This window comes from Xanthomonas fragariae (assembly GCF_900183975.1).
In the GTDB taxonomy this organism is placed as follows: domain Bacteria; phylum Pseudomonadota; class Gammaproteobacteria; order Xanthomonadales; family Xanthomonadaceae; genus Xanthomonas; species Xanthomonas fragariae.
This window is the reverse complement of sequence record NZ_LT853882.1, coordinates 1,839,479-1,856,544: the sequence shown is the minus strand read 5'-3', so window position 1 is coordinate 1,856,544 and position 17,066 is coordinate 1,839,479. Positions and strand designations below refer to the sequence as shown.

11 protein-coding genes and 4 pseudogenes are annotated in these 17,066 nt (G+C 62.0%); 10 read left to right on the top strand and 5 right to left on the bottom strand.

The genetic code is table 11. The features are described 5' to 3' along the window. Positions 1 to 123: a hypothetical protein gene (locus PD885_RS22400; RefSeq protein WP_257784597.1), complete on the top strand. Its 123-nt coding sequence runs from the start codon at positions 1 to 3 to the stop codon at positions 121 to 123. Between the two features lie 6 nt (positions 124 to 129). On the opposite strand, the gene PD885_RS08605 is transcribed toward PD885_RS22400, so the two are convergent. After that, positions 130 to 920 (bottom strand): IS5 family transposase gene (locus tag PD885_RS08605; RefSeq protein ID WP_088056805.1). Its coding sequence is split into 2 segments (ribosomal slippage): positions 130 to 590 and positions 590 to 920, totalling 792 coding nucleotides; the frame shifts between segments, so codons are not numbered across the junction. A gap of 86 nt (positions 921 to 1,006) precedes the next feature. On the opposite strand from PD885_RS08605, the pseudogene PD885_RS22700 reads away from it, so the two are divergent. Both PD885_RS22700 and PD885_RS08595 read left to right on the top strand, forming a co-directional pair. Beyond that, positions 1,007 to 1,099 (top strand): annotated as a pseudogene (locus tag PD885_RS22700) (DUF2884 family protein); the annotation flags it as partial. Between the two features lie 192 nt (positions 1,100 to 1,291). After that, a complete protein-coding gene (locus tag PD885_RS08595) occupies positions 1,292 to 1,714 on the top strand; it encodes a hypothetical protein (RefSeq protein ID WP_040762340.1) in 423 nt (140 codons plus the stop codon). 175 nt (positions 1,715 to 1,889) lie between these two features. Here the strand turns inward: PD885_RS08595 and PD885_RS08590 are convergent. The 4 genes and pseudogenes from PD885_RS08590 to PD885_RS08575 form a co-directional block, all read right to left on the bottom strand. Beyond that, positions 1,890 to 2,255, bottom strand: a pseudogene (locus tag PD885_RS08590) (transposase); the annotation flags it as partial. 20 nt (positions 2,256 to 2,275) lie between these two features. Then, positions 2,276 to 3,420 (bottom strand): annotated as a pseudogene (locus PD885_RS08585) (IS3 family transposase). A 63-nt stretch (positions 3,421 to 3,483) separates the two neighbouring features. Beyond that, a pseudogene (locus tag PD885_RS08580) lies at positions 3,484 to 4,095 on the bottom strand (IS5 family transposase); the annotation flags it as partial. A 141-nt stretch (positions 4,096 to 4,236) separates the two neighbouring features. Continuing rightward, a complete protein-coding gene (locus tag PD885_RS08575) occupies positions 4,237 to 5,646 on the bottom strand; it encodes a class II fumarate hydratase (protein ID WP_002804390.1) in 1,410 nt (469 codons plus the stop codon). A 397-nt stretch (positions 5,647 to 6,043) separates the two neighbouring features. Between PD885_RS08575 and purB the strand changes: the two genes are divergently transcribed. From purB to PD885_RS08540, 7 genes are all read left to right on the top strand, one after another. After that, positions 6,044 to 7,411 (top strand): adenylosuccinate lyase, encoded by a 1,368-nt coding sequence (purB, locus tag PD885_RS08570; protein ID WP_088056804.1) that lies wholly within the window; start codon positions 6,044 to 6,046, stop codon positions 7,409 to 7,411. A 204-nt stretch (positions 7,412 to 7,615) separates the two neighbouring features. Then, positions 7,616 to 9,097, top strand: a complete 1,482-nt coding sequence (locus PD885_RS08565; RefSeq protein ID WP_002804386.1) for a ribosomal protein uL16 3-hydroxylase — start codon at positions 7,616 to 7,618, stop codon at positions 9,095 to 9,097. Further along, positions 9,094 to 10,020, top strand: coding sequence for a GNAT family N-acetyltransferase (locus tag PD885_RS08560; RefSeq protein ID WP_002804383.1), 927 nt, complete (start codon positions 9,094 to 9,096; stop codon positions 10,018 to 10,020). Before PD885_RS08565 ends, PD885_RS08560 begins: the two co-directional genes overlap by 4 nt. Positions 10,021 to 10,200: 180 nt before the next feature. After that, complete coding sequence (locus tag PD885_RS08555) at positions 10,201 to 13,029, top strand: 2-oxoglutarate dehydrogenase E1 component (protein ID WP_002804381.1); 2,829 nt, start codon at positions 10,201 to 10,203, stop codon at positions 13,027 to 13,029. Positions 13,030 to 13,070: 41 nt separating this feature from the next. Further along, positions 13,071 to 14,285, top strand: a complete 1,215-nt coding sequence (sucB, locus tag PD885_RS08550; protein WP_002804380.1) for a dihydrolipoyllysine-residue succinyltransferase — start codon at positions 13,071 to 13,073, stop codon at positions 14,283 to 14,285. A gap of 106 nt (positions 14,286 to 14,391) precedes the next feature. Continuing rightward, the gene (gene lpdA, locus PD885_RS08545) at positions 14,392 to 15,834 is read left to right on the top strand and encodes a dihydrolipoyl dehydrogenase (RefSeq protein ID WP_002804379.1); all 1,443 of its coding nucleotides are present in this window, start codon (positions 14,392 to 14,394) and stop codon (positions 15,832 to 15,834) included. Positions 15,835 to 15,944: 110 nt separating this feature from the next. Further along, positions 15,945 to 16,577, top strand: a complete 633-nt coding sequence (locus PD885_RS08540) for an LOG family protein (RefSeq protein ID WP_052032106.1) — start codon at positions 15,945 to 15,947, stop codon at positions 16,575 to 16,577. Positions 16,578 to 17,066: the final 489 nt, after the last annotated feature.

Sequence of the window (17,066 nt, the reverse complement as noted above, 5' to 3'; positions counted from 1 at the left end):
ATGGGCCTGCATTTGAGTCTGGCCATCCTGTTCGCATTTCAGATGGGCGACAACATCCGAGCCAAGGCAGAAACCTTCAAGCAGAAAACCAGGCAAATCTGCGATCAGGCGATTAATGACTAAGAGCGGCTAACAAAACCCAGGAAGAAGCCGTAAGCAGATGATGGAGCAAGCAAGCGAGAGCAACGCCAAGTGGAGATCGATGCGGCGTTCAAAGCGGATGCGCAGTTTGCCCATGCCTGCGAACCAGGCATGGGTGCGCTCGACGACCCAGCGATGACGGCCCAACCGGTCGTTGCGCGCGATCCGCGCAATGATGCCGCGCTGCTTGAGGAAGGCGCGACAGCGGTCGATGTCGTAAGCCTTGTCGGCGTGCAATTTGTCTGGCCAACGTCGCGGGCGCCCTGGTTTGCCACCAATTGGCGGCAAGGCGTCGATCAACTCCTCGAACACGACTGAGTCGTGCCGATTGGCGCCGGTGACGCACACCGCCAAGGGGATGCCGTTGCGATCGACGATCAGATGCCGTTTGCTGCCGAGTTTGCCGCGATCGGTCGGGTTCGGCCCGGTATATGGGCCCCCCGGGGGGAGGCTACGCTAGCGGCGTCCAGACCAGCTCGGCTCAGGTCCAGCGTCTGAGCGCAACGTCGCTCGGCCAGCAACACCTGATGCAGACGATGCCACACACCGGCGGCCTGCCAATCACGCAACCGGCGCCAGCAGGTCATGCCGCTGCCGTAGCCCAGCTCCATAGGCAGGTCTGCCCACGGCACGCCCGTGCGCAGGACATAGACGATGCCGTTGAGGGCTTGCTGATCACTGATACGCGACCGTCCACCTTTGGGCGAACGCTTCACTTGCGGAATCAGCGGCTCGATGCGCTTCCACAGCGCAATGGGGATCTCTTTGCGACGTGTCATGTCCGCAATTTTGCAACCGGCGAGACAAGATTCAAGGGGTTTTGTTAGACGCTCTAAGGCACTAAGGCACTAAGGCACTAAGGCAGCGCACCGCACAGGATGCGACCGCGCAACTGTTGCCGGCATTTGTACCGCACTCAATCCTCACGGAGCACGACGTCGACGATTGCCGTAAATAAGCACGGTCGTTATCGCAATTGCGCAGCCGCTGATCGCTATTGGATGGATCGCATGATCACGATGGTTTCGGCGCCCCATCACGCACCTGAGGCTGGCGTGCGACACACGCTTGCGATTTCACATACCGCCCGCCCCGGCCACTAGACCGGGGCGGGATTACACTAATGCGCTCCACTCGACCCGTCGACCCCATGAACAAGTTCGTGATGCTCTGCATGGCGCTAGTGCTGTGCACCCTTGCCGCCTGCGGCGACCAGTCGTCCCGGCGCGCCGAACGCGGCAAGCCACGCGTTGCGATCACCACCCAAGCGGTGATGATCCGCCGCCCACCGGCTGCCAATGCGGAAATCACTCCGGACGGCACGCTCAAAATCGACGATATCGCGTTGCCGCAGAAAGAGCCGACGCGCGCCAAGTTGCAGTTGCTGTTCGGGCATCTGCAGATACTGCGTCAGCAGGCGGTCAACGAGGCTGACCCGGACCCCGAATACAAGTCGATCAAGCTGATAGCCACGCCTGAGATTCAGAAGCTCAGCGGCGAATTGCTGGATGAAATCCCATCGTTGCAACCGTATCGCGAGAGCTTCAGCAACGTGCAGGGCGAGCGGCATTGATCAGCAAGCGAAGCTGCGCGGAAACCCCAGCTTCGTGCAAAACCAGCTAGGGAAGGTCTGAACAACGCACCAGACCTCTAAAATTCGAGCCTGCTGCGTGCCAATAGCGCACAGAGTTGATGCGTACGATACGATTTCTACGGTTTCTTGCGGCGTTGGCTGGCGCCAGACAGCATTATCCCCTGGCCGGCAGCAACTGCCGGCGCACCATCCACAGATTGGATAGTGCGAACAGGGTCAGCACATGCGCGGTGTTCTTGGCCAAGCCGCGATAGCGGACCTTGGTGTAGCCAAACTGGCGTTTGATCACGCGGAATGGATGCTCCACCTTCGCACGCACACTTGCTTTGAAGTATTCCCAACGTTCTTCCTGGCGGCGCTCGCGTTTGTTGCCAATGGCTTGAATCGTCGAACGCTTGGCGGCAATGAAAAAACCAGCCTTGCAGGTCTGCAGTTCTTCGCGTTTGTCCGCACCGGTGTAGCCGCTGTCGCCGAACACACTGTCTTCTTTGCCGTGCAGCAATGCGTGGGTCACTGATACGCCCAGGGTTCCGTAGACACTCAAGACCCTCGTTGCGCGTAGCGCCGTTCAAACTCTACAGGGGACAGGTCGCCAGTTGAACCGTGGCGGCGGTTGGGGTTGTAGAACATCTCGATGTAGTCGAATACCTCGGCGCGAGCGGCGTCCTTGGTGGAATAGGTCCGCCGCCTGATCCGCTCGCGTTTGAGCAGGCCGAAGAAGCTCTCCACGGGTGCGTTGTCGTGGCAGTTGCCACGACGACTCATGCTGCACACCACGCCATGGGACGCCAGGAAACTGCGCCAGTCATCGCTGGTGTAGACAGACCCTTGGTCCGAATGAACCAAGCAACCAGCGTTGGGTTTGCGCCGCCACACCGCAGACAACAAGGCCTGCACGACCAACTCGGTGTCGGCCCGATCGCGCATCGCCCAGCCGACGACCTGCCGGGAAAACAGATCGATCACAACAGCCAGGTACATCCAGCCTTCATGCGTGCGGATGAAGGTGAAATCGCTCGCCCAGGCCGTGTCCGGCTCAGTCACGTCGAACTGTCGGTCAAGCAGGTTGGCCGCCGCCTTGCACTGCATTCCTCCATGGAGGCGCGGTTTGCGACCATAGCCCACCTGGGCACGCAGTCCCTCGGTGCGCATCAGCCGATGCACCCGATGGCGACTGCAACGCTCACCCAGATCGCGCAGATCCCTGGTGATCTTGCGATGCCCATAGACACTGCCATTGGCCAGTCAGTGGTGCTTGATCAGTCCAAGCAAGCGCTCATCTTCCTTGGCGCGCTCACTGTTGGGCGAGCACAACCAGGCGTAATAGCCCGACCGGTTGACCCGCAATACCCGGCACATCGCACACACCCTGAATTCCCCACAGTGGGCTTGCATGAAGGCGTACTTTGCCCTTACCCCTTGGCAAAGTACGCGGCGGCCTTTTTTAGGATGTCGCGCTCCTCGGTCACTCGACGCAACTCTGCCTTCAGCCGCCGAACCTCGGCGCTCTGGTCCACCTCGGCGCGCTGCACCACGCCAGGCTTGCCGAACTTGCGCAGCCAGGCGTAGAGGCTGTGCGTGGTGACACCCAGTCGCTCCGCGACTTCTGCCACCTTGAAACCACGATCGGTCACTTGCCGGACCGCCTCGATCTTGAATTCATCCGTATACCGCTTGCTGCTCATAGACACCTCCGAATTGACCATGTTCCATGGCCTTGAGATGTCTAGGAAACCCTGGGCGTATCACACCGTGACATCGGCCACATTGGCAGCCGTACAACGGACATGGTGCACCAGCCCGGAAAACTCATCCACGCCGATGGGTGCCTTCATCCCGAAATACCACTGATTGCCTTTCTTGGTCTGATGCATTTCAGGGTCGTGCGCGCGGTCGGTGTTCTTGGTCGAACTGGGCGCAGCGATCAGGGTTGCATCGACGATCGTGCCGGACCGCAGGCTCTGACCCTTGCGCACCAGATCCGCGTTGACGGCCTCCAGCATCCGCGCTGCAAGGCCATGGGTTTCCAGCAAGCGGCGAAAGTTGAGAATCGTGGTCTCGTCGGGAACATTGTCCAAACCGCCGAGCTGGGCAAAACGGCGCAAGGTCGGGATCTCGTGCAACGCTTCTTCCATCGCCGGATCGCTCAACGCATACCACTGCTGCAGCAAATGAATCCGCAACATCGTCGCCAGTGCGTACGGCTGTCGACCAGGCCGCCCCGACACCGGATAGTGCGGCGCGATCAGTCCGAGCAAATGCCTCCACGGAACCACCTGCTCCATCTCGGCCAGGAAGATCTCGCAGCGAGTCTGCTTGCGCTTGCCCAAACCTTCAGCGTCACCGAACGTCAGTTGCATGGATGACTCCTCAACGTAGGTGTGTAGTGTCGCGCATTTGAAGTGCGTTGTTCAGAGGTTCCCTAGGAGTACGCCTGTACGCGATGAAGCGGGATTAATAACGGCCCATCGCGCACCAGTGCGCTCCTACAAAAGCAGTGATCAGCCACCGCCTCCACCGCCGCCGCCCGCCTGGATCCCACCACGGGTCAACGCGGCCGGATCTAGCAACCGCCGCAGATCGGCTTCGCTGAGCCCGCTGTCCTCCATGGCCACATCCAGCACCGGGCGCTGCTCTTTGTAGGCACGCTTGGCGATTGCAGCAGCCTTTTCGTAGCCGATGATCGGGTTCAGCGCGGTGACCAGAATGGGATTGCGATCCAATGCCTCGCGTACGCGCTCCTGACGCACCCTCAAGCCGGCAATTGCGGTATCTGCCAACAGGCGCGAGACATTGCTCAGCAGCGTGATCGAATCCAGCAGGTTGTAGGCAATCAGCGGCAGCGTCACGTTCAACTGAAAGTTACCGGTCTGCCCGGCCACAGTGATTGCGGTGTGGTGGCCAATCACCTGCGCGCACGCCATCACGGTGGCTTCTGGAATTACCGGGTTGACCTTGCCTGGCATAATCGAACTGCCCGGCTGCAACGCCGGCAATTCGATCTCGCCCAAGCCCGCCAACGGACCGGCATTCATCCAGCGCAGGTCATTTGCGATTTTGATCAGCGCAACTGCCAGCGCATTGAGTTGGCCGGACAATTCCACTGCATCGTCCTGAGCGGCCAAGCCTTCGAACTTGTTTTCTGCACTCTCGAACTTGCCCCCGCTCAAGCTCGACAAAGCCTTTGCCACCTTGCCGCCGAAGCGTGGATCGGCATTGATGCCGGTACCGATCGCAGTGCCGCCCAGTGGCAGCCGCCGCAAGCGCTTGAGCGCATCGTCGATGCGATCCTGCGCCGAACTCAGCTGCGCCGACCACGTACCGAACTCCTGCCCAAATGTCAGCGGCATCGCATCCATCAGATGGGTGCGACCTGTCTTAACCACCTTGTCCAGGCTCTTGACACGCTTGTCGATGGTCTTGCGCAGATGCTTGAGCGCCGGTTGCAACTGTTCCTGCACCGCGAGCAATGCAGACACGCGGATGGCAGTCGGCACCACATCGTTGGAACTCTGCCCGAGATTGACGTGATCATTTGGATGCACTGCATCCTTGCCGGCGCGCGTGGCCAGCGTTGCGATCACCTCGTTGGCATTCATGTTGGACGAGGTGCCCGAACCGGTCTGATAGACATCGACCGGAAACTGCGCATCGTGCGTACCGTCAGCCACCTGCAATGCGGCATCCTGCACCGTCTTGCTGATCGATTTCGGCAACAACCCAAGCTCGGCGTTGACGCCGGCCGCAGCCGCCTTGATCAACCCCAGCGCGCAGATAAACCCACGCGGCATCGGTTGGCCGGACACCGGGAAATTCTGCACGGCACGCTGGGTCTGCGCGCCCCACAACGCGTCGGCAGGCACCTGCAATTCGCCCATGCTGTCGTGTTCGGTCCTGAAACGTTCGCTCATCTGCACTCTCCGCACATTGTTGATCCGTGGCGATGGGTGGCTGGCAACGGGCGTACCCACGCTGGCGAGGACACCTACGATACTCGCTCGCGGCGTTGCAACCATGTCGTTGCAAGCCGTGGGCTAGATTCACACTCGATCCATATGAGGTACCACGCTGCGATGAGCGACGGCCCTCACTGTAGAAACGCACCGCTTGCGCTTTTCTTCGCTACATATCCACAACGCCGCACACGCGCATTCAGCAACGGCTGCCCGAAGAAAGCGAAACCCTCGAACTGGACGGCCACGCACTGACCGTGCGCCGCAGCAAGGCGATCACGGTCCGCCAACTGGGGGAAGCGAGCGCCGAGGCAGCGTAGAATATGCACCCCCCCAGCTTCCCAGTGCCCTGCCCATGTCGGATTCCGCCCTGCTCGCCCTGTCTCCGCTCGACGGCCGCTACGCCTCCAAGGTGGATGCGCTGCGCCCGATCTTTTCCGAATACGGACTGATCAAGGCGCGGGTCAAGGTCGAGATCGAATGGCTGCTGGCACTGGCCGCCGAGCCGGGCATCGTCGAGTTGGCACCGTTCTCGACCGCCTCCACGCAGACCCTGCGCCGGCTGGCCGACGACTTCAGCGTGACCCATGCCGCGCGGGTCAAGGAGATCGAGCGCACCACCAACCATGACGTCAAAGCGGTGGAGTACTTCATCAAGGAGCAGCTCAAAGACGATGCGGAATTGGGTCCGGCGCTGGAATTCGTGCATTTCGCCTGCACCAGTGAGGACATCAACAACCTCAGCTACGGCCTGATGCTGGAACAGGCCCGCCGCGAGGTGTTGCTGCCGACGCTGGACGGCATCACTGCCTCGCTGCGCAATCTTGCCCGTGCGCAAGCGGCCCAGCCGATGCTGTCGCGCACGCATGGCCAGACCGCCTCGCCGACCACCCTAGGCAAGGAAATCGCCAACGTGGTCGCGCGGCTGCAGCGCCAGCGCAAGCAGATCGCCGCGGTCGAGCTCACCGGCAAGGTCAATGGCGCGGTCGGTAACTACAACGCGCACCTGGTGTCGTATCCGGAGCTGGACTGGGCGGCGTTCGCGCAGCGCTTCGTCGAAAGCCTGGGCCTGGTGTTCAATCCGTACACCACCCAGATCGAGCCGCATGACAACATGGCCGAAATCGGCGATGCCACCCGCCGCGCCAACACCATCCTGATCGACCTGTCGCGCGACATCTGGGGCTATATCTCGCTGGGCTACTTCAGGCAGAAGCTCAAAGAAGGCGAAGTCGGTTCCTCGACCATGCCACACAAGGTCAACCCGATCGACTTCGAAAACGCCGAAGGCAATTTCGGCATCGCTAATGCGCTGTTCGAGCATTTTTCCGCCAAATTGCCGATCAGCCGCTGGCAGCGCGACCTCACCGACTCCACGGTGCTGCGCGCGCTGGGCACCGCGTTCGGCCATACCCAGGTCGCACTGGATTCACTGGCCAAGGGTCTGGGCAAGCTGACCGTCAACTCCGAGCGTCTGGACGCCGATCTGGATGCGGCATGGGAAGTGCTGGCCGAGGCCGTGCAGACGGTGATGCGCCGTCATGGCCTGCCCAATCCGTACGAGCAATTGAAGGCATTGACGCGCGGCCAGGTCATTACTGCAGCGTCGATGCAGGCCTTCGTGGAAAGCCTTCAGTTGCCGGAAGCCGACAAGCAGCGCCTGCGTGCGCTGACCCCGGGCACTTACACCGGTCTGGCCGAGCAACTGGCGCGCGGCATTTAATCGGCCCGCATCACTGCAAACCACACCACTGTGCTGTATCCAACTGTCCGGAGATTGGCTTGGCGTTGCGCCCACTGCATCACTCGTACGCTGCGATCCTGAGCGCACCATCTGCAACCGCCTGACACCTGCTCACTCCATTGTTAGCCTCAATCACTTCGCCGGACGCGCAGCGCCGGCTTTCCTGGTCGGAACCGTGACGCAATGAAAAAAACCACCGCAAAAAAGATTGTCGCCCCAAAGCGCGCGCACCTGCCCTTCGAGATCCATGCCACGCGCGACCAGCCGCTGGGCATGCCGGTGGAGCGCTTCCTACGCAATTACTGGCACAAGTACCCGCTGCTGATACGCAATGCGTTCCCCGATTTCCAGTCGCCGCTGCAGCCCGAAGACCTGGCCGGCCTGGCTTGCGAAGATGGTGTGCTGGCGCGACTGATCAGCCACGACCGCGCCAAAGACAACTGGAACGTGCGCACCGGCCCGTTCCAGGAAACCGATTTCCCCGACCTGCCCGACCATGATTGGACCTTATTGGTACAGGACGTGGACAAATGGGATGCAGATGTGCGCGCATTGCTGGAGCGGTTCCACTTCCTGCCGCGCTGGCGCCTCGACGACATCATGATCAGCTTCGCCGCGACCGGCGGCTCGGTCGGCGCGCATGTCGATCATTACGACGTGTTCCTGCTGCAGGGCCAGGGCCACCGCCGCTGGCAGGTCGATGCGCGTGCGCAATTGGGCCGCAAGGCCGCGCCGCTGGCATTCCGCGACGATGTCGAGCTCAAGCTGCTGCGCGAGTTCAAGCCCACCCACGATTGGGTACTGGGCCCGGGTGACATGCTGTATTTGCCGCCGCTGGTGCCGCACCACGGCGTGGCCGAAGACGCCTGCCTGGCCTTCTCGATCGGCACCCGCGCGCCGTCATCGGCCGAGTTGATCGGCGACTATCTGGACACCTTGATCGCCGACGCCGACGAGGCCGTGCGCTACCACGACGAAGACCTCAAAGTGCCGGCCGATCCGTACGAGATCGACGTTACCGCGATGAACCGCGTGGTCGAAGCGCTCAACGCGCTGCGCATGAACGACCCGGATCGCCTGGGCGACTGGTTCGGCCGCTTCATAACCACCTACCGCGCCTCCGGCGACGTGGTGCCGGCAGCGGAGCCGATTCCGCGCGAAGCGGTCGAACAAGCACTTGAAGAAGGCGTGCTGCTGCATCGTCATCCGTGGTCGCGACTGGCTTGGCGTCGTGCCAAGCGAGGTGCCACGTTGTTCTGCAGCGGCCTGGAATTTGCGTTATCGACCAAGGACGCGGCCCGCCTGGCAGCGGCCGAAGAGGTCGACGGCGCGTTATACGCCCAGTTGTCTACGCGCGGCCGCGAGGCCGTGCTGGAGTTGCTGGCGCAAGGCCACTACCAGCGCGCCCACGAGGAGGCGGACGACGACATCGAGCACATCGAGGACGACCAGGCACATGCGCTGAGGCTGTCGACAAGCCACGACGATGCCGAGACCGACACACCGGATACGGACGAGGAGATCGACGCCGAGGCCAACGTCGAGGAGGTGCCGGACACGGCAGACAGCCCGGCCGAAGCAGTCGACGCAGAGCAGGACGATGACAGCGACATCGCCGACGACGAGGCATCAGACGACAGCGACGAGGCTCCCAAACGCGTATGACCCCCCAAGCCAGGACGCAGATCGTCTCGCTGCACCCGGCCTCCGACGCTGAGGTTCTGCGTGCGCTGCGCCTGGCCTGCACCACCGACACCGCTGGGAACACCGGCGATGCCGAGTGGGATGCACTGGACCCGCTCAGCTTGCAATTGGCCGCGTGCTGCGAGGACGGCCAGCTGATCGCCTCGGTGCGGCTGACCCCAGATCGCCGCATCGACAAACTCGGCGTCCTGCCCAACTGGCGCCGCCGCGGCCTGGCCGACCAACTGGTTGCAGCTGCCGTCGACAACGCCCGACAACGCGGCTGGCCCAGCCTGCAGGCCCGGGTCAACGCAAACGCAGAGGCCGTGTTCGCACGCCTCGGTTTCTTGCCGGATACCGCTTCCGAATTTCACACTGAGCGCGATGCGGGCAATCCACTTGGGAACCCCCTGCACCGTCGCCTCGACGGCCCAATGGCGGTAGACGACCTGAGCGCGGCCGTGGCCGCCACCACCGCGCTGCTGTGCGCCACACGTCGCCAGGTGCTGATCTATACCCGCACACTGGATCCGCCGTTGTTCGACAGCGCCGCAGTGCTCGATGCGTTGCGCCGCTTCGCCACCGACCGCCACGACAAACGCTTGCGTGTACTGGTGCAGGACACCGCAGGCGCGAGCGCCAATAGCAGCGCGATGCTGCGCCTAGCGCAGCGTTTACCCAGCGTGTTTCGCTTCCGTGCGGTCAGCGATCCGGTCGATACCAGCCATGCGTCGGCCTATGTCGTGGGCGATGACGCCTACTATTTTCGTCCAATAGGTCATCGCTTTGACGGTGGTGAAACCTGGCTGTCCGGCGCGGCGCGCAGTCGCCAGCTGGAGCGCGAATTCGCTCAGATATGGGAGCGCAGCGCGCTTTGGAGCGAACCGCGCGCACTCGGTATCTGACACCGCAGCTCCCTTCGCACATTGGCGTGACGCCAATTGGTCTACTCCGCCGGTCAGCTCGCAGACGCCCGCTAACTGGCGCAAGGGGGTATACTTTTTCGAGATTTGATACCGACCGATAGGGCGTCTCGCCCTGCCGCTTCCGCACAATGATCCCCACAGCAGACCCGACTTACCATCGTGGATAATCTCCTAAAGCAGTTCGCGCAGTCATCGCAGCTCGCCGGCGGCAACGCCGCCTATATCGAGGATCTGTACGAGCAGTACCTCGTCGCCCCAGACAGTGTCGATCCGAAGTGGAAGAGCTATTTCGATGGCTTCAAAGGTCGCGATGCTGGTGATGTACCGCATTCGGCGGCTATTGCCCACATCCTCACTGCTTCCAGGCAAGCAACCAATGCGGGGACCGGCACTGGCGCCAGTGACGAGCGCGAGCGCAATGTCGGCCGTCTGATCACTGCCTATCGCGCACGCGGTCATCTCGGCGCGCAGCTCGACCCGCTCGGTCTGACTCCGCCGGTCAATCCGCCCGATCTGGATCTACCGTTCCACAGCCTGTCGCAGGCGGATCTGGACAGCGAGTTCAGTACCGGCGGTGTCGGTGGTCAGCCGCGGATGAAGCTAAAGGATCTGCTGGCTCGCCTGAAAGCGACCTACGCCAGCACCATCGGCGCAGAGTTCATGCATATTCAGGAATTCGACCAGCGCCAATGGATCTACAAGCGCCTGGAAGATGCCGGCGGCAAGATCGCCAGCGACGCTGCCAGCCGCAAGCGCACGCTAGAGCGGCTCACCGCCGCCGAAGGCCTGGAGCGCTACCTGCATACCAAGTACGTCGGTCAAAAACGCTTCTCGCTGGAAGGCGGCGATGCGTTGATCCCGATGATGGACGAGATCATTCGCCAGTCCGGCAACGATCAGGTCAAGGACATCGTGATCGGCATGGCCCACCGCGGCCGCCTCAACGTGCTGGTCAATACCTTGGGCAAGAACCCGCGCAAGCTGTTCGACGAGTTCGAAGGCAAGTTCGAGCACGCCCACGACGACCGCGCGCACACCGGCGACGTCAAGTACCACATGGGCTTCTCGGCCGACATCGCCGTCGGTAGCGACACGCAGGTGCACCTGGCGCTGGCGTTCAACCCGTCGCACCTGGAAATCGTCGACCCGGTCGTGGTCGGCAGCGTGCGTTCACGTCAGGAACGTTTCGGGGATGCAGAGCGCAAGACCGTGCTGCCGATCCTGATCCACGGCGATGCCGCATTCGCTGGCCAGGGCGTGGTGATGGAGCTGTTCCAGATGTCGCAGGCACGTGGTTTCGCGGTTGGCGGCACCGTGCACATCGTGGTGAACAACCAGATCGGCTTCACCACCAGCGCCCGCGACGACGCCCGTTCCACGCTGTACTGCACTGACGTTGCCAAGATGATCGGCGCGCCGGTTTTCCACGTGAACGGCGACGACCCGGATGCGGTGATGTTCGTGTCCAAGCTGGCGTACGAATTCCGCCAGAAGTTCAAGAAAGATGTGGTCATCGACCTGGTCTGCTACCGCCGTTGGGGCCATAACGAGGCCGATGAACCGGCAGCGACCCAACCAGTGATGTATCAGACCATCCGCAAACACAAGACCACCCGCGAGCTCTATGCCGCCAAGCTGGAAAGCGACGGCGTGCTGAGTGCTGATGAGGCTAGGGCGCTGGTCGACGGCTACCGCAACAAGCTCGATTCGGGCGAATACACCACCGAATTAGCCAAGCGCAAGCCGGACGAATTCGCCATCGATTGGTCCAGGTATCTGGTCGGCACCCCTGCCAATCCGGTAGACACGCGCGTCAAGCGCGATCAGCTGGACCGTCTGGCCAAGCTGATCACCACAATCCCGGAAGGCGTCGAGCTGCATGCACGCGTGTCCAAGATCTACGAGGACCGCGTCAAGATGGCCGCCGGCAATCAGCTAGGCGACTGGGGCTTTGCCGAAAACCTGGCCTACGCCACCTTGCTTGCCGAAGGCCACAAGCTGCGTCTGGTTGGTCAGGACGCCGGTCGTGGCACGTTCTTCCACCGTCACGCGATCCTGCACGATCAGAAGACCGACAGCTATTACCTGCCGCTGCGCCAGCTGGTGCAGAACCCGGAAGACGCCACCGTGATCGATTCGCTGCTCAGCGAAGAAGCGGTGGTGGGCTTTGAATACGGCTACTCCACCACCGACCCGAATGCGCTATGCATATGGGAAGCGCAGTTCGGCGACTTCGCCAATGGTGCGCAGGTGGTGATAGACCAGTTCATCGCCGCTGGCGAAGCCAAGTGGGGCCGCATCGCGGGCCTGTCGCTGTTCCTGCCGCACGGCTACGAAGGCCAGGGTCCGGAGCACAGCTCCGCGCGGCTGGAGCGCTTCCTGCAGCTGTGCGCGCTGGAAAACATGCTGGTGTGCGTGCCGACCACCCCGGCGCAGTGCTTCCACATGATCCGTCGTCAGATGCGCATGACGACCCGCAAGCCGCTGGTGGTGATGACGCCGAAGTCGCTGTTGCGCCACAAGCTGGCGGTGTCGAGCCTGGAAGAACTGGCCGACGGTGAGTTCCAGCATCTGATTCCAGATGCCAAGGCCGATGCCGGAAAGGTCAGGCGGGTGGTGCTGTGCTCGGGCAAGGTCTATTACGACCTGCTCGAAGACCAGACCAAGCGTGGCCAGGACGACGTTGCCATTCTTCGTGCGGAGCAGCTGTATCCGTTCCCGCGTGCGCAGTTGGCCGCCGAACTCAAGGCTTATGCCAATGCCACCGACGTGGTGTGGTGTCAGGAAGAGCCGCAGAATCAGGGCGCGTGGTACCAGATCCGCCACCATCTGAACTCCTGCCTGTCCAGCGGTCAGAGCCTGCACTACGCCGGCCGTGCCCGTTCGCCCTCGCCTGCTGCCGGCCATATGGCCGACCACATCACCGAACAGCAGAAGCTGGTCGCCGATGCGCTACTCAATCCGTTCAACGACCAAGTCGCTGAATAACTCCTCTTCCCAAAAAACGAACACCCTAGGACGCTCCCCGAATGGCCACCGAAGTCAAAGTTCCGGTACTGCCCGAATCCGTTTCCGACGCCACCATCGCCAGCTGGCACAAGAAGGCTGGTGAAGCGGTCAAGCGCGACGAGAATCTGGTCGACCTGGAAACCGACAAGGTCGTGTTGGAAGTTCCTTCGCCGGTCGACGGCGTGCTGAAGGAAATCAGGTTCGAAGCCGGCAGCACGGTCACCAGCAACCAGATCCTGGCGATCATCGAAGAAGGCGCTGTGGCTGCTGCTGCACCTGCCGAAGAAGAGAAGAAGGCTGGTGCACCGGCGCCTGCCGCTGCTGCGCCAGCCGCGGCTTCAGCACCAGCTGCTGCCGCTACGCCGACCGCTTCCAAGTCGTCGGCCGATGCCCTACCCCCGGGTGCGCGCTTCTCCGCGATCACCCAGGGCGTGGATCCATCGCAGGTCGAAGGCACCGGCCGTCGTGGCGCAGTGACCAAGGAAGACATCGTCAACTTTGCCAAAAATGGCGGCGTCGGCAGGGCCGGCGGTGCACGTCCTGAAGAGCGCGTGGCGATGACCCGCGTGCGCAAGCGCATCGCCGAGCGTCTGATGCAGTCGAAGAACTCGACTGCAATGCTGACCACCTTCAACGAGGTCAACCTTGCCAAGGTTTCAGCTGCGCGCAAGGAACTGCAGGACGAGTTCCAGAAGACGCACGGCATCAAGCTCGGCTTCATGAGCTTTTTCGTCAAGGCTGCTGCCAATGCATTACAGCGCTTTCCGCTGGTCAACGCTTCGATCGATGGCGAAGACATCATATATCACGGCTACAGCGACATCTCCATCGCCGTATCGACCGAGAAGGGCTTAGTCACGCCGGTGCTGCGTAACGTCGAGCGCCAGTCGTTCGCCGAGATCGAGCAAGGCATCGCCGACTACGCCAGGAAGGCGCGCGACGGCAAGCTGAGCCTGGAAGAGCTGCAGGGCGGCACCTTTACCGTGACCAACGGCGGCACTTTCGGCTCGCTGCTGTCCACCCCGATCATCAACCCGCCGCAAAGCGCCATCCTGGGCATGCACGCCATCAAGGAGCGCCCGATCGCCGAGAACGGCCAGGTCGTGATCGCACCGATGATGTATCTGGCGCTGTCCTATGACCACCGCATCATCGACGGTAAGGATTCGGTGCAGTTCCTGGTGGACATCAAGAATCAGCTGGAAAACCCGGGCCGGATGTTGTTCGGTCTGTGATGAAAGCCGGGATTGGTGATTCGGGATTGCGGATTGGCGAGAGCGACCCGGTCCCGAGGCATCCTGCTTTTCAAGAATCCCCAATTCCTAATCTCGTGAGCGAAGAATGAGCGAACAAGAACAATTCGACGTCGTCGTCATCGGTGCCGGTCCGGCCGGTTATCACGCAGCGATTCGCGCGGCCCAGCTTGGCATGAAGGTTGCCTGCATCGACGCAGCAATCGGCAAGGACGGCAAGCCGGCCCTTGGCGGTACCTGCCTGCGCGTGGGCTGCATTCCCTCCAAGGCACTGCTGGATTCCTCGCGCCAGTTCTGGAACATGGGCCACCTGTTCGGCGACCACGGCATCAGCTTCAACGACGCCAAGATGGACGTGCCCACCATGATCGGCCGCAAGGACAAGATCGTGAAGCAGTTCACCGGCGGCATCGCGATGCTGTTCAAGGCGAACAAGATCACCCCGTACTACGGTTTCGGCCAGCTGTTGCCGGGCAACGTCGTCAGGGTTGCCCAGCACGAAGGCGGCGAGATCGAGCTGAAGGGCACCAACGTGATGCTGGCACCGGGTTCGGAATCGATCGAGCTGCCGTTTGCCAAGTTCGATGGCGACACCATCGTCGACAACGTCGGCGGCCTGGATTTCACCGCCGTTCCCAAGCGTCTGGCGGTGATCGGCGCTGGCGTGATCGGGCTGGAGCTGGGTAGCGTGTGGAAGCGCCTGGGCGCCGAGGTCACCATCCTCGAAGCGTTGCCGGACTTCCTGTCGCTGGCCGATGCGGAAGTGGCCAAGACCGCGTTGAAGGAATTCAAGAAGCAGGGCCTGGACATCAAGCTCGGCGCCAAGGTCAGCAAGACCGAGATCACCGGCAGCGGCGATGCCAAGCAGGTGGTGGTCAGCTACACCGACGCCGCCGGCGAACAGACCCTCACCGTGGACAAACTGCTGGTCGCCGTGGGCCGCAAGGCGGCAACCAAAAACGTGCTGGCCGAGGGCACCGGCGTCAAGCTCAGCGAGCGTGGCCAGATCGAAGTGGACGCGCATTGCCACACCGGCGTCGACGGCGTGTGGGCGATTGGCGACTGTGTGCGCGGCCCGATGCTGGCGCACAAGGGCTTCGAGGAAGGTATTGCAGTGGCCGAACTGATCGCCGGTCTGCCGGGTCACGTCAACTTCGATACCATTCCGTGGGTCATTTACACCGAGCCTGAGATTGCCTGGGTCGGCAAGACCGAGCAGCAGTTGAAGGCCGAAGGCGTCGCCTACAAGTCCGGCAGCTTCCCGTTCGCGGCGATCGGTCGTGCCGTTGCCATGGGCGAGCCGGCCGGCTTGGTCAAGGTCATCGCCGATGCTGAAACCGATCGCGTGCTGGGCATGCATCTGGTCGGCGTGGGCGTTTCCGAGCTGGTGCACGAAGGTGTGCTGACGATGGAGTTCAACGGCTCCGCCGACGACTTGGCGCGCATCTGTCACGCGCACCCGACGCTATCCGAAGCGATCCATGATGCCGCGATGGCGGTGAGCAAGCGCGCGATCCACAAGGCTAACTGATCGGGAATCGGGAATCGGGAATCGTAAGAGCATTCCCATCACTTAGCTCCCAATGCATGACGCCGTACCTAGATCCGGCGTCATGCGTTCCGGCCTCCGTTTCTGCTTTAATCCATTCCCGATTCCCCCACTCCAGATTCCCATCCCCCAAGAAATCCATCTGCGTCTACTGCGGTTCCAATGCCGGCGACAAACCCGCCTATGCCCAACGCGCCACTGCGCTGGGGCAGCGCATCGCAGAGCAAGGCTTGCGGCTGGTCTATGGCGGCGGCAACGTCGGGCTGATGGGCACTGTGGCCAATGCGGTACTCGCCGCAGGTGGCGAAGTCACCGGAGTGATTCCGCAGCAGTTGGCCGATTGGGAAGTAGCGCATCGTGGGCTGACCACGCTGGAGATCGTCGGCTCCATGCACGAGCGCAAGATGCGCATGTTCGAGCTGTCCGATGCATTCGTCGCCCTGACCGGCGGTTTCGGCACGATGGAAGAGATCTTCGAGATGCTGACCTGGCGTCAGCTAGGCATCGGCAACAAACCGTGTGCGTTTCTGGATGTCGACCGCTTTTACGCCCCGCTGATCGGCATGATCGATCGCATGGTGGAGGAGCGCTTCCTGCATCCGGATCAGCGCACCGACCTGTGGTACGGCGCCGATATCGAGCAGATGCTGAGGTGGATGCAGCATTACACGCCGGCTCAGGCCTCGAAGTGGATCGACGAAAAGCGTCGTTCCACTTTGGTGTAATCCCGGGCGAATAACGCTTACCTGCCCCACTGCGGGTTACGCGGGGTCACGCGTCCTGTAAGGCGCGTACCAGCAGCCGTACATCGATGCTGCAGCAAGACTTCACCTTCGCGTCGTGCAGCTACTTTCTTAAAGCGTTGTGTGCTTTCAGCAGCCAATGCCGGCTATTGCATCACTGTGCGTACTCCACGATGTGAGGCGTGGTCGGAGAAAGCGGTAGTCGTTGCACACTTCAGAGACGATCACCGCACTGAGATGCCGCGTGCGGCGGGGCATGTCACGACACAGACAGGCTGCGCGATGCTGGATAGTCAACGAACCGATGCCGACGACAGCGCGACCTTGCGACTGTGCGACAGACTGCACTTGCGCATGGCGCCTATCGCGCACTCACCACGCCGCAGAGCGCGCCATCTAGCCGGCCTACACAGCGCTGATCTGCCAGCTTGCAACGGCAGTCACGGTGACCGCAGCAATCGGCATCACCGC

Coding starts and splice junctions, on each gene's coding strand:
- PD885_RS22400 (WP_257784597.1), top strand. CDS start 1: ATGGGCCTGCATTTGAGTCTGGCCATCCTGTTCGCATTTCAGATGGGC.
- PD885_RS08595 (WP_040762340.1), top strand. CDS start 1,292: ATGAACAAGTTCGTGATGCTCTGCATGGCGCTAGTGCTGTGCACCCTT.
- PD885_RS08575 (WP_002804390.1), bottom strand. CDS start 5,646: ATGAGCGAACGTTTCAGGACCGAACACGACAGCATGGGCGAATTGCAG.
- purB (WP_088056804.1), top strand. CDS start 6,044: ATGTCGGATTCCGCCCTGCTCGCCCTGTCTCCGCTCGACGGCCGCTAC.
- PD885_RS08565 (WP_002804386.1), top strand. CDS start 7,616: ATGAAAAAAACCACCGCAAAAAAGATTGTCGCCCCAAAGCGCGCGCAC.
- PD885_RS08560 (WP_002804383.1), top strand. CDS start 9,094: ATGACCCCCCAAGCCAGGACGCAGATCGTCTCGCTGCACCCGGCCTCC.
- sucB (WP_002804380.1), top strand. CDS start 13,071: ATGGCCACCGAAGTCAAAGTTCCGGTACTGCCCGAATCCGTTTCCGAC.
- lpdA (WP_002804379.1), top strand. CDS start 14,392: ATGAGCGAACAAGAACAATTCGACGTCGTCGTCATCGGTGCCGGTCCG.